General features: G+C 61.3%; 9 protein-coding genes. All 9 read left to right on the top strand.

The annotated features are described in order from the left end of the window. The first annotated feature begins 196 nt into the window (after positions 1-196). The 9 genes from rpsF to IFT99_RS22770 all read left to right on the top strand — a co-directional run bounded on the left by rpsF (position 197) and on the right by IFT99_RS22770 (position 13,378). On the top strand, positions 197-619 hold the full coding sequence (gene rpsF / locus IFT99_RS22810; RefSeq protein ID WP_065987796.1) for a 30S ribosomal protein S6: 423 nt from the start codon (positions 197-199) through the stop codon (positions 617-619). Between the two features lie 28 nt (positions 620-647). Then, the gene (gene rpsR / locus IFT99_RS22805; protein WP_037015707.1) at positions 648-878 is read left to right on the top strand and encodes a 30S ribosomal protein S18; all 231 of its coding nucleotides are present in this window, start codon (positions 648-650) and stop codon (positions 876-878) included. Between the two features lie 38 nt (positions 879-916). Beyond that, entirely contained in the window at positions 917-1,813 is an 897-nt protein-coding gene (locus IFT99_RS22800; protein ID WP_192135326.1) for a hypothetical protein, read from the top strand. A 19-nt stretch (positions 1,814-1,832) separates the two neighbouring features. Continuing rightward, positions 1,833-2,279 (top strand): 50S ribosomal protein L9, encoded by a 447-nt coding sequence (rplI, locus tag IFT99_RS22795; protein ID WP_065987794.1) that lies wholly within the window; start codon positions 1,833-1,835, stop codon positions 2,277-2,279. 149 nt (positions 2,280-2,428) lie between these two features. After that, on the top strand, positions 2,429-3,826 hold the full coding sequence (dnaB, locus tag IFT99_RS22790) for a replicative DNA helicase (RefSeq protein WP_065987793.1): 1,398 nt from the start codon (positions 2,429-2,431) through the stop codon (positions 3,824-3,826). Between the two features lie 168 nt (positions 3,827-3,994). Beyond that, entirely contained in the window at positions 3,995-6,304 is a 2,310-nt protein-coding gene (locus IFT99_RS22785; protein WP_108119052.1) for a YgiQ family radical SAM protein, read from the top strand. 244 nt (positions 6,305-6,548) lie between these two features. Continuing rightward, the gene (locus tag IFT99_RS22780) at positions 6,549-9,842 is read left to right on the top strand and encodes a transglutaminase family protein (RefSeq protein WP_192135325.1); all 3,294 of its coding nucleotides are present in this window, start codon (positions 6,549-6,551) and stop codon (positions 9,840-9,842) included. A gap of 138 nt (positions 9,843-9,980) precedes the next feature. After that, positions 9,981-12,482 carry a circularly permuted type 2 ATP-grasp protein gene (locus IFT99_RS22775; protein WP_192135323.1) on the top strand — a complete coding sequence of 834 codons (2,502 nt, stop codon included), beginning with the start codon at positions 9,981-9,983 and terminating at the stop codon, positions 12,480-12,482. Further along, entirely contained in the window at positions 12,482-13,378 is an 897-nt protein-coding gene (locus IFT99_RS22770; protein ID WP_192135321.1) for a transglutaminase family protein, read from the top strand. The genes IFT99_RS22775 and IFT99_RS22770 overlap by 1 nt, the downstream gene beginning before the upstream one ends. Positions 13,379-13,462: the final 84 nt, after the last annotated feature.

Genomic DNA, 13,462 nt, shown 5'->3' with positions numbered 1-13,462 from the left:
GCTTGTAGCTTGTAGCTCAGCGTCATTGTTCAAATATTCACCAATCTCCTTGCGCCCCTCCGACCCCTTCTCTACAATTGCGCCCCTTGCTGTCATGGCAGGCGCTCATGTGCCTGTCCCTGTGCAAGATAAACCAGTGTTATTCACTCCTTGTCTGACCGCTTTGGCGGCAGGCTACAACCCGTAAGGAGCATTCATGCGTCATTACGAAATCATCTTTCTGGTTCACCCGGACCAGAGCGAGCAAGTCGGCGGCATGGTAGAGCGTTACACCAAGCTGATCGAAGAAGACGGCGGCAAGATCCACCGTCTGGAAGATTGGGGCCGTCGTCAACTGGCCTATGCAATCAACAATGTTCACAAGGCTCACTACGTGATGCTGAACGTTGAGTGCACTGGCAAGGCTCTGGCCGAGCTGGAAGACAACTTCCGTTACAACGATGCCGTGATCCGTAACCTTGTCATCCGTCGCGACGAAGCTGTTACTGGCCAGTCCGAAATGCTAAAGGCTGAAGAAAACCGCAGTGAGCGCCGTGAGCGTCGCGACCGTCCTGAGCACTCCGACGCCGATGGCGCCGATGGTGATGACAGCGACAACAGCGATAACGCTGACGAGTAATCCACGGACCTTTTGAGGAGCCCATTACATGGCACGTTTCTTCCGTCGTCGTAAATTCTGCCGCTTCACAGCTGAAAATGTGAAGGAGATCGATTACAAAGATCTCAACACCCTGAAAGCCTACGTATCTGAAACCGGCAAGATCGTTCCTAGCCGCATTACTGGTACCAAAGCTCGTTATCAGCGTCAGCTGGCTACCGCTATCAAGCGCGCCCGCTTCCTGGCCCTGTTGGCCTACACCGACAGCCACGGCCGCTGAGACCAGGTAGTCGACAAACGCAGTAAGGGATAGATCGCATGCGCGCCATGGCTGAATTCATCATGCGCGGCCGCATGCAGGCCACTCTCGTAGTGGTTGGATGTGCGGCATTGCCGCTGTTGTTCTGGTTGAGTGCTGCCGCAGGTTGCCTTGTGCTCCTGCGACGCGGGATGAGTGACGCCCTGGGCGTCCTTGCCTGGGCTCTGCTGCCGGCGTTGGTCTGGTGGTATTTCGGTGAACCTCGCACCCTGATGGTGTTGCTGGGTTCCTGGGGGCTGGCCGCCGTGTTGCGTGCCAGCGAGTCCTGGGTCCGCGTGCTGCTGGTCAGCGTGGCGGTTGGATTGTTGTATGCAGTGGTTCTGGGCGCGGTGTTTCGCGAGCCAATCGAAGCCATGGCGGGGGAGCTGCAAAAGCTCCTGCCCCACGTCTTCGGTGATGTCTACCAGCAGATGTCGGTAGAAGAGCGAGCGCGTCTGGGGGCACTGATTACACCGGTCCTCAATGGCCTGATTGCAGCGTTGTTGCAGATCGTCAGCGTGGTATGCCTGCTCCTTGGGCGGTACTGGCAGGCGTTGTTGTATAACCCGGGCGGTTTCGGACGCGAATTTCGCAGCCTGAAACTCCCGCGGGCACCGATGCTGGTGCTGCTGGTGTGCATGTTGGTGGGGCCGAATTTCGGTCCTCAACTGGCGATGCTGACACCGTTGTGCAGCGTGCCGCTCATGTTCGCGGGCCTGGCCCTGATTCACGGTCTGGTCGCTGCAAAGCGCCTGACACGGTTCTGGCTGGTGGGGTTGTACGTCACGCTGTTGCTGTTCATGCAGCTGATCTATCCGTTGCTGGTGGTGTTTGCCATTGTCGACAGCCTGATTGATTTTCGCGGCCGTCTGGCGTCGGAAGATGCCGACAACGGTTCTGCGAACGGTGAAGGTTAAAGTTAAGAGGTTTTACCAAATGGAACTCATCCTGCTGGAAAAAGTCGCCAACCTGGGCAACCTGGGCGATAAAGTAAACGTTAAGGCTGGCTACGGTCGTAACTTCCTGCTGCCTTTCGGCAAAGCAACCGCTGCAACCGCTGCCAACGTGGCCGCGTTTGAAGAGCGTCGTGCAGAGCTGGAAAAAGCTGCCGCCGAGAAGAAAGCTTCTGCTGAAACTCGTGCTGCTCAACTGGCTGAGCTGGAAGTGACTATCACTGCCACCGCTGGTGACGAAGGCAAGCTGTTCGGTTCGATCGGTACTCACGACATCGCTGACGCACTGACCGCCTCTGGCGTTGAAGTGGCTAAAGCTGAAGTTCGTCTGCCGAACGGCACCATCCGTAACGTTGGCGAATACGACGTAGCCGTGCACCTGCACAGCGATGTTGAAGCTACCGTTCGCGTTGTTGTTGTAGCTGCTTAAGCAGTATGGTTTCTGCGCTTCGGTGCAGAGGTCTGACCGACTGATGACTCGCTCCTCGGTCGGTTAGCATTGGGCACGTTCCTGTTCGCAGGTCGTGCCCTTTGTCATTTCTGAGTATCCTGATTCAACCCCCTGATTTCCGTGTGGCCATGAACGACATCTCCGCTCCCGAGCAATATGACCTGCAAACCGCTGCCCTGAAGGTGCCGCCGCATTCCATCGAGGCCGAACAGGCCGTGCTCGGTGGTTTGATGCTGGACAACAACGCCTGGGAGCGCGTGCTTGATCAGGTGTCGGATGGCGACTTCTATCGTCATGACCACCGTCTGATATTCCGCGCCATTGCCAAGCTGGCGGATCAAAACCAGCCGATTGACGTCGTGACCCTCGCCGAGCAGCTCGACAAGGAAGGCCAGACGTCGCAAGTCGGTGGCCTCGGTTACCTGTCGGAACTCGCGAAGAACATCCCGTCGGTTGCGAACATCAAGGCGTATGCCCAGATCGTTCGTCAGCGCGCAACGCTGCGTCAGTTGATCGGCATCAGTACCGAGATCGCTGACAGTGCGTTCAACCCGGAGGGGCGTACCGCCGAAGAGATACTCGACGAGGCCGAACGGCAGATCTTCCAGATCGCCGAAGCGCGGCCCAAGACAGGCGGCCCGGTCAGCGTCAACGACCTGCTGACCCGGGCGATTGACCGTATCGATACGCTGTTCAACATCGGCGACGGCATCACCGGTCTCTCTACCGGTTACGCCGACCTGGATGAAAAGACCAGCGGTCTGCAGCAGTCTGACCTGATCATCGTGGCGGGTCGTCCGTCGATGGGTAAGACCACCTTCGCGATGAACCTGGTAGAAAACGCGGTGCTGCGCAGCGACAAGGTGGTGCTGGTCTACTCGCTGGAGATGCCAGGCGAATCGCTGATCATGCGTATGCTTTCGTCGCTTGGTCGTATCGATCAGACCAAGGTCCGTTCCGGTCAGCTCGATGACGATGACTGGCCGCGCCTGACATCGGCGGTCAACCTGCTCAACGATCGCAAGTTGTTCATCGATGACACGGCCGGCATCAGCCCCTCCGAGATGCGAGCGCGCACGCGGCGGCTGGTCCGCGAACATGGCGATATCGGCCTGATCATGATCGACTACCTGCAACTGATGCAGATCCCTGGCTCAAGCGGCGATAACCGGACGAACGAGATTTCCGAGATCTCCCGTTCGTTGAAAGCGCTCGCCAAGGAATTCAATTGCCCGGTGGTCGCGCTGTCCCAGCTCAACCGCTCCCTCGAACAGCGTCCCAACAAGCGCCCGGTGAACTCCGACTTGCGGGAATCCGGAGCGATCGAGCAGGACGCCGACGTCATCATGTTCGTCTACCGGGATGAGGTGTATCACCCCGAGACCGAACACAAAGGCATCGCTGAAATCATCATCGGCAAGCAGCGGAACGGCCCGATCGGGTTTATCCGGCTGGCGTTCATCGGCAAGTACACCCGCTTCGAGAACCTCGCACCGGGCAGTTACAACTTTGATGATGATGAATAAGTAGGCCTCTGGATCGCGACTTTGATGCCGGAAGGATGCCAGAGTCGCGAGTCAAGCCGATCACTTATCCGACTACTGTCGTCGGATTTGATCAAAATTTGTGCTATTCTCCGCGCCCGCGAATTTCCAAGCGAAAATCGCCCCCAGACACGAACACTGGTCATCGATATGCAAGCAGCCAAGCCGTTATTTGACTATCCGAAGTACTGGGCCGAATGTTTCGGACCAGCGCCTTTCCTGCCCATGAGCCGGGAAGAAATGGATCAGCTTGGCTGGGATTCCTGCGACATCATCATTGTCACGGGTGATGCCTACGTCGATCACCCCTCGTTTGGCATGGCAATCATTGGCCGGCTGCTGGAGTCCCAGGGCTTCCGCGTCGGGATCATTGCCCAGCCTGACTGGAAGTCAAAAGACGACTTCATGAAGCTCGGCGAGCCGAACCTGTTCTTCGGCGTCGCGGCCGGCAACATGGACTCGATGATCAACCGTTACACCGCCGACAAAAAGATTCGCTCCGACGATGCTTACACGCCGGGCGGCATGGCGGGCAAGCGTCCGGACCGTGCGAGTCTGGTCTACAGCCAGCGCTGCAAGGAAGCCTACAAGAACGTGCCGATCGTTCTGGGTGGCATCGAAGCATCGCTGCGCCGCATCGCTCACTACGACTACTGGCAGGACAAGGTTCGCAATTCGATCCTGATCGACGCCTGCGCCGATATCCTGCTGTATGGCAACGCCGAGCGGGCCATCGTCGAAGTGGCGACCCGCCTGTCTTATGGCGAGACGATCGAAAGCATCACCGACGTCCGCGGCACGGCATTCATTCGCCGTGATACGCCGGAAGGCTGGTATGAAGTCGATTCCACCCGTATCGACCGTCCAGGCAAGATCGACAAGATCATCAACCCGTACGTGAACACTCAGGACACCCAGGCCTGTGCCATCGAGCAGGAAAAGGGTGACGTTGAGGATCCGAACGAAGCGAAGGTCGTGCAGATTCTGGCGAGCCCGCGCATGACTCGCGACAAGACGGTCATCCGTCTGCCGTCGATGGAAAAAGTGCGCGGCGACGCGGTGCTCTATGCCCACGCCAACCGCGTCCTGCACCTGGAAACCAACCCGGGCAACGCCCGCGCACTGGTCCAGAAGCACGGCGAAGTGGACGTCTGGTTCAATCCTCCGCCCATTCCGATGACCACCGAAGAAATGGACTACGTGTTCGGCATGCCTTACGCGCGCATTCCGCACCCGGTGTATGGCAAGGAGAAGATCCCGGCCTACGACATGATCCGTTTCTCGGTGAACATCATGCGCGGCTGCTTCGGCGGCTGTACGTTCTGCTCGATCACCGAGCACGAAGGCCGGATCATCCAGAACCGTTCCCACGACTCGATCATTCGCGAGATTGAAGAGATCCGGGACAAGGTCCCTGGTTTCACCGGCGTGATTTCCGACCTCGGCGGGCCGACGGCGAACATGTATCGCATCGCCTGCAAGAGCCCGGAAATCGAATCGGCGTGCCGCAAGCCGTCGTGCGTGTTCCCGGGTATCTGCCCGAACCTGAACACCGATCACTCGGCATTGATTCAGCTGTACCGCAGCGCCCGTGAACTGCCCGGCGTGAAGAAGATTCTGATCGCGTCCGGTCTGCGGTACGACCTGGCCGTTGAATCTCCCGAGTACGTCAAGGAACTGGTGACGCACCACGTCGGCGGTTACCTGAAGATTGCGCCTGAGCATACCGAAGAAGGCCCGCTCAACCAGATGATGAAGCCGGGCATTGGCAGCTATGACAAGTTCAAGCGCATGTTCGAGAAGTACTCCAAGGAGGCGGGTAAAGAGCAGTACCTGATTCCTTACTTCATCGCGGCCCACCCGGGCACGACCGACGAAGACATGATGAACCTGGCGCTGTGGCTCAAGGGCAACGGCTTCCGTGCGGATCAGGTGCAGGCGTTCTATCCGTCGCCGATGGCCAGTGCGACGGCCATGTACCACTCCGGCAAGAACCCGTTGCGCAAGGTCACGTACAAGAGCGACTCGGTCACCATCGTCAAGAGCGAGGAGCAGCGCCGTCTGCACAAGGCGTTCCTGCGCTACCACGATCCGAAGGGCTGGCCGATGCTGCGTGAAGCGCTTGAGCGGATGGGCCGTGCCGATCTGATCGGGCCGGGCAAGCACCAGTTGATTCCGCTGCATCAGGTTGAAACCGATAGCTATCAGAGCGCGCGCCGCAAGAACTCGACGCCGGCCGGTAGTCATAAGGTCGCCAAGACCACCAAGATCCTGACGCAGCACACGGGTTTGCCTCAACGTGCGAGCGACGGCAGCAAGCCTTGGGACAAGCGCGAAGAGGCCAAGGCCGCTGCGGCAGCTCGTAACCGGGACGCCGCCAAGGAACGCGCTGATGCCGCCAAGGGTGGCAAAGGCGGCAAAAGCAAGAAGCCTTCGCGTCAGCCGGTCTTTCCACGCTAAGGTCCCGCGCCGCGCGATACCGAACAACAAAACGCCAGCTTTCGAGCTGGCGTTTTGCATTCCAGTGCAAATAACCCCACCCGCCTCATTTCCGTGCGACCCTTGCACCATTCGTTGAGGGTGGCGCGATTTTGGTGCTGTGCCTGGCTGAACAGGCAACCTCCACACCGGGGGCGCCTGATTTGCCGGGGTGGCATAAGTCTTGCGCAGCTCCGTTACCGTCCAGGCTCGCAGGAGGCACGCCGTGTCGATTCACATTGCCTTGCACCATGTCACGCATTACCGCTACGAACGCGCGGTAGAGCTGGGTCCGCAGATCGTCCGCTTGCGCCCGGCGGCCCACAGCCGCACGCGTGTGCTGTCGTATTCGCTGAACGTCCTCCCCGAAAACCACTTCATCAACTGGCAGCAGGACCCGCAGGGTAATTACCTGGCGCGGTTAGTGTTCCCGGAAAAGACCAGCGAGTTGCGCATCGAAGTGGACCTGGTCGCCGAAATGGCGGTGTTCAATCCGTTCGATTTCTTCCTTGAGCCCTATGCCGAGAAGATCCCCTTCACTTATGCCCGAGAAGAGCACCACGAGCTGCAGCCCTATCTGGAAAAGCTGCCGCTGACTCCAAGATTCCAGGCGTACCTGGACAGCATCGACCGCACGCCGATTCCGGCGATCGACTTTCTGGTGGGGCTCAACCAGCGTCTGGCCAACGACATCGGTTACCTGATCCGTATGGAACCGGGCATTCAGACGCCGGAATACACCCTCGAAAACGCGTCGGGGTCCTGCCGTGATTCGGCCTGGTTGCTGGTGCAGTTGCTGCGTCACCTGGGCCTCGCCGCGCGGTTCGTGTCCGGTTATCTGATTCAGCTCAAGGCCGATGTCAAAGCGCTGGACGGACCGTCTGGCACTGACATTGATTTCACAGACTTGCACGCCTGGTGCGAGGTGTACCTGCCGGGCGCTGGATGGGTGGGCCTCGACGCGACCTCAGGCTTGTTCGCAGGTGAGGGGCACATTCCGCTGGCGTGCAGCCCCGAGCCGTCTTCGGCGGCCCCGATCAGTGGCATGGTCGAGCCTTGCAACACCGAGTTCACCCACGAGATGTCGGTGGAGCGTATCTGGGAAGCGCCGCGCGTCACCCAGCCCTACACCGAAGCGCAGTGGCAGGACATTCAAGCGCTGGGACGCCAGATCGACAGCGATCTGGTTGCCCACGACGTGCGCCTGACCATGGGCGGCGAGCCGACCTTTGTGTCCATCGACGACCGTGACGGCGAGGAATGGAACACCGCTGCGCTGGGGCCGAAGAAGCGCCTGCTCTCCGCCGAGCTGTACCAGCGCATGCGAGACCATTACGCGCCCCAGGGCATCGTTCATTTCGGTCAGGGCAAGTGGTACCCCGGTGAGCAACTCCCGCGCTGGTCGCTGAACTGCTTCTGGCGCAGGGACGGGCAACCGGTGTGGCGCAACAATGCGCTGATCGCTGATGAAACCCGGGACTATGGCGCCGACAGCGAGATGGCGGGCAGTTTCCTGCGCAGCGTTGCCGAGAGGCTGAAGCTGCCGACGCGTTACGTTTTCCCGGCGTACGAAGACAATTTCTATTACCTGTGGCGCGAGGGCGCGCTGCCCAAAAACGTCAGCGCCGAAGCCTCACGTCTTGAGGACCCCCTTGAGCGCGCCCGTCTGCGCAAAGTGTTTTCCCAAGGGTTGGACACGATCATTGGCCACGTTCTGCCGTTGGCGCGAACCGCCGCCGACGATCAATGGCAGAGCGGTCGCTGGTACCTGCGCGACGAGCATTGCCGCCTGGTGCCGGGGGATTCCGCCCTTGGCTATCGCCTGCCGCTGGCCTCGCAGCCATGGGTCAAGGCGGCGGAATATCCCTACATCCACCCGACCGACCACAATCAGGCATTTGCCGAGCTGCCCGACCGCGACGAGGTTCAGTCGCGACTGAACAGCCTGTCGGAGCAGGGCGATCCGAGCGTCGACCGCGAACCCGAGATCGACGAGTCTGCCGATTGGCTCACCCGCACGGCACTCAGCGCCGAAGCACGGGGCGGACGGTTGTATCTGTTCATGCCGCCGCTGCAATCCCTTGAGGCCTATCTGGAATTGGTTGCCGCCATTGAAGCGACGGCCGAGGACATGCGCTGCCCGGTGTTGCTGGAAGGTTACGAGCCGCCGAGCGATCCGCGTCTGGCGAACTTCCGCATCACCCCGGATCCTGGCGTGATTGAAGTGAACGTACAGCCGTCGTCCACCTGGGATGAGCTGGTGGAACGCACCGAGTTTCTCTACGAGCAGGCGCGTCTGACCCGGCTGACCACCGAGAAATTCATGATCGACGGGCGCCACACCGGCACCGGCGGCGGTAACCATTTTGTCCTCGGTGGCGCGACGCCGGGCGACTCGCCCTTCTTGCGTCGGCCGGATCTGCTGCGCAGCCTGTTGAGCTACTGGCATAACCACCCGTCGCTGTCCTACCTGTTCTCCGGATTGTTCATCGGCCCGACCTCCCAGGCACCGCGGGTCGACGAAGCGCGCAATGACTCGCTGTACGAGCTGGAAATCGCCTTTTCGCAAATGCCCGCGCCGGGCGAGGAATGCGCGCCGTGGCTGGTGGACCGGCTGCTGCGCAACCTGCTGATCGACGTGACCGGCAATACCCATCGCGCGGAATTCTGCATCGACAAGCTGTACTCGCCGGACGGTGCTACCGGGCGGCTGGGACTGCTGGAACTGCGGGCATTCGAAATGCCGCCGCACGCGCGCATGAGCCTGGCGCAACAGCTGTTGCTTCGGGCACTGGTCGCGCGTTTCTGGCGCGAGCCCTATGCACCGGTGAAACTGGCGCGCTGGGGGACCGAGCTGCATGACCGCTTCATGCTGCCGCACTTTATCGACCAGGATTTTGCCGACGTTATCGCCGAGCTCAACGACGCGGGTTATCCCGTGCGCGGCGAGTGGTTCGCGGCGCATCTAGAGTTTCGCTTTCCGAAGGTCGGCGACTACGCCGTCAGCGGCATCGAGCTGGAGCTGCGTCAGGCGCTGGAACCGTGGCACGTGCTGGGCGAGGAGGGTGCAGCCGGTGGCGCGGTTCGCTACGTGGACTCGTCTCTTGAGCGCTTGCAGCTGAAGGTCACGGGTCTGCCGCCGCAGCGTTACACGCTCACCTGCAACGGCGTGCCGGTGCCCCTGCAACCGACCGGGCGCGTCGGCGAGTTCGTCGCCGGCGTGCGTTACCGCGCCTGGCAGCCGACCAATGCCTTGCAGCCGACAATCCCGGTGCATGCGCCGCTGGTCTTCGACATCTTCGACACCTGGATGCAGCGCTCGCTGGGGGGCTGCGAGTACTATGTCGCCCACCCTGGCGGGCGCAATTACGAGACCCTGCCGGTGAACGCCAATGAAGCGGAAAGCCGACGTCTGGCGCGGTTCTTCCGGGTCGGCCACAGTCCCGGCAAACGTGAGGTTCCCGCGTTGACCCTCAACGATGAGCTGCCGATGACCCTGGACCTGCGCCTGCATCGGTAGCCGCGCCGGCGACCTGACGTGGGATCAGGTCGCCGTGCCGCACGTTTGAAACGTGGAAAGCGGCGCCTGCGTGTCATGTTGTCTGCGCTAGTCTAAGCGCTGTTGATTCGAGTCCTTTTGTTGCCTGCCGAGCCTTCCATGCCTGACCTGCTTGATCAATATCCGCTCACCCCGGGTACCTATCACGAGATGCTGGATGCCAGCGGCGCCGTTCGGCCGCACTGGCAGCGTCTGTACGAGCATCTCCAGCGCAGTACACCTGCGCAGCTCATCCAGCGTCAGGCGCTGCTCGCCCGGCAGATTCAGGAAAACGGCGTGACCTATAACGTCTATGCCGACCCCAAGGGTGCCGATCGGCCCTGGGAACTGGACATGCTGCCCCACGTGATTCCAATGGAAGAGTGGCAGCCGCTGGCGGCCGGCATCGCCCAGCGCGCGCGTCTGCTCAATGCCGTGCTGGCTGATCTCTACGGTCCGCAGGAACTGATCGCCGAAGGACTGCTGCCGTCGGAACTGGTGTTCGGCCACAATAATTTTCTCTGGCCATGCCAGGGCGTAACGCCCCCCGAAGGCACCTTCCTGCATGTGTACGCAGTGGACTTGGCGCGCACGCCCGACGGTCGCTGGTGGGTGACCGCCGACCGGACTCAGGCGCCGTCGGGTGCCGGTTATGCGCTGGAAAACCGCCTGATCGTGTCGCGAGCATTTCCCGAGTTGTACCGGGATCTGCAGGTCCAGCACCTCTCCAATTTCTTTCGGTCGCTGCAGGAAACACTTGCGCGCCAGGCACCGACCAGCCACGAAGCACCGCTGGTGGTGTTGCTGACGCCCGGGCGTTTCAACGAGAGCTATTTCGAGCACCTTTATCTGGCCGGTCAGCTGGGCTATCCGCTGGTGGAAGGCAGCGACCTGACCGTACGCGACGCCACGGTGTACCTGAAAACCCTCAGCGGCCTGCGTCGTGTTCACGCGATCATGCGCCGTCTGGACGACGACTTCTGCGATCCGCTGGAACTGCGCACAGATTCAGCGCTGGGCGTGCCCGGCCTGCTGCAGGCGGTGCGTCAGGGGCGTGTGCTGGTTGCCAACGCCCTGGGCAGCGGCGTGCTGGAATCGCCGGGGCTGTTGGGGTTTCTGCCAAAGATCAACGAACACCTGTTTGGCGAAGAGCTGTTGCTGCCGTCGATCGCCACGTGGTGGTGCGGCGAGCCGCCGGTGCTGGCGCAGGCGCTGGAGAAGATGCCGGAGCTGCTCATCAAACCTGCATTCCCGTCCCAGAGTTTCGCCCCGGTGTTCGGCCGCGATCTCAGCGAGGAAGCGCGTCAGGCGCTGTCCGCGCGCATGCAGGCCAGGCCCTATGCCTACGTGGCTCAAGAACTGGCGCAGTTGTCCCACGCGCCGGTTTGGCAGGGCGAGGACAGCCAGCTGCAGCCCCGCGCCATCGGCATGCGCGTATACGCAGTGGCCACCGCCGATGGCTATCGCGTCCTGCCGGGCGGATTGACCCGCGTGGCCGCCGATGCCGACGCCGACGTGGTGTCGATGCAGCGCGGCGGCGCAAGCAAGGACACCTGGATTCTTGGCGAGCGTCCGCTCGGCAGCGAACCGTGGAAACATCGCCATTCCCTGGGTGTGCACGACCTGGTACGTCGCGACCCGTATCTGCCGTCGCGGGTGGTGGAAAATCTGTTCTGGTTCGGCCGCTACTGCGAGCGCTGCGACAACAGCGCGCGCCTGCTGCGAATCATGCTCACGCGCTATGTCGACGGTGATGATCCGGTCGCCCTGCAAGCAGCGGTCGAGCTGGCCGAACGGTTGAACCTCCTGCCGCTTCAAGACGAAGAAGCACCGAGCGAGCTGCATGAGCGTCTGCTCGAAGCGCTGTTGGGTGACGACTGGCCGTTCAGCCTGCGCTCCAACTTGCAGCGCTTGCAGTGGGCGGCGTCCCAAGTACGCGGCAAGTTGTCCCGCGAGAACTGGCAGGCGCTGGTGGAGTTGCAGCGGGAAGCGATGAGCCTGGAGACCGAAACCCCTGATTTCGGCGAGCTGCTGGATTTCCTCAACCGGCTGGTGATGTCACTGGCGGCGTTGTCCGGTTTTGCCTTGGACGACATGACCCGCGACGAGGGCTGGCGCTTCCTGATGATCGGGCGGCGCATCGAGCGCTTGCAGTTTCTGTGCACGACGCTGGCGGCATTCCTGCGCAGCGACGCGGTATTTCATCAGGATGCGCTGGACGGGCTGCTTGAACTGGGTAACAGCGGGATCACTTACCGCTCGCGCTATCTGGCGCTGCCGCAGTTGATCCCGGTGCTCGATTTGCTGGTGCTGGACGATCAGAACCCCCACGCGGTGTTGTTTCAGCTCAAGCTGGTGGCCCGCTCGGTGAAACGCATGAACGAGGATTTCGGCGTGCCCCAGGACAACAGTCTCGCGGCGCTGATTCAGCGGCTGTCGATGTTCGATCTGGGTTGCCTGGAAGAAGGGCTCTTCGGCGAGAGCAGCGTCAAAGCGGCGCTGGATGGGCTGGCGGATTTGCTGCAGACCATAGGCGATACCAGCGGCCATGTTTCTGACCGGCTTGCGCTGCGTCATTTCGCCCACGTCGACGATGTCAGTCAGCGCACGGTGTCGGTCTGATGAACAGTGCCCAGTATCAGATCCTCCACGACACGCACTACAAATACGACAGCCCGGTTTCCCTGGCCCAGCAACTTGCGCATCTGTGGCCGCGGCGCAGTCCCTGGCAGCGTTGTCTGGAGCAGCACCTAGTCATCAGCCCGACACCGACCACGCGCCGCGATGAACTGGACGTGTTCGGCAATCCGCTGACGCGTCTGGCGTTCGAACGCCCCCACGATGAGCTGCAGGTCAACGCGCGCCTGCGCATTGAAGTGCTGGAACGCCCGCTGCTGGATTTCAATGCTTCCGCTTCGTGGGATGAGGCCCAGCACCGGCTGACCTACAGCGCGTCGAGAATGGCGCCGGATATCCTTGATGCCTGCCGCTATCGCTTCGAATCGCCCTACGTGCACCTGAAGCAGACGTTTGTCGAGTTCTCCGCCAGTTGCTTTCCCGCGGGGCGGCCGGTACTGCTGTGCGCGCAGGCGCTGATGGAGAAGATATTCGAAGAATTCACGTTTGACGGCGAGGCGACTCAGGTTGCGACGCCGTTGGTGGAGGTCCTGGAAACCCGCCGTGGCGTCTGTCAGGACTTCGCTCATTTGATGCTGGCGTGCGTCCGGTCGCGCGGGCTGGCGGCGCGTTATGTCAGCGGCTATCTGCTGACCCAGCCGCCGCCCGGTCAGCCACGGCTGATCGGTGCCGATGCGTCCCACGCGTGGGTGTCAGTGTTCTGTCCGGTGCTGGGGTGGGTGGATTTCGATCCGACCAACAACGTTCAGCCTGCGCTTGAGCACATCAGTCTGGCGTGGGGGAGGGATTTTTCGGACGTGTCGCCGTTGCGAGGGGTGATTCTGGGGGGCGGGAGCCATGACCCGGACGTGCGCGTCACGGTGATGCCGATTGCGGGGTAGGTGGGCGTTGCTGTCGACGGGGCTGTGAGCGTACTGGCGATCAGGGGGTGTCAGCCAATGGATGGATCATGGCGAAAATCCCAT

The sequence above is a fragment of the Pseudomonas sp. CFBP 8772 genome, from assembly GCF_014841665.1.
GTDB lineage: Bacteria > Pseudomonadota > Gammaproteobacteria > Pseudomonadales > Pseudomonadaceae > Aquipseudomonas > Aquipseudomonas graminis_B.
The sequence above is the reverse complement of the archived record's forward strand: the minus strand, read 5'-3'. Positions and strand labels throughout refer to the sequence as shown.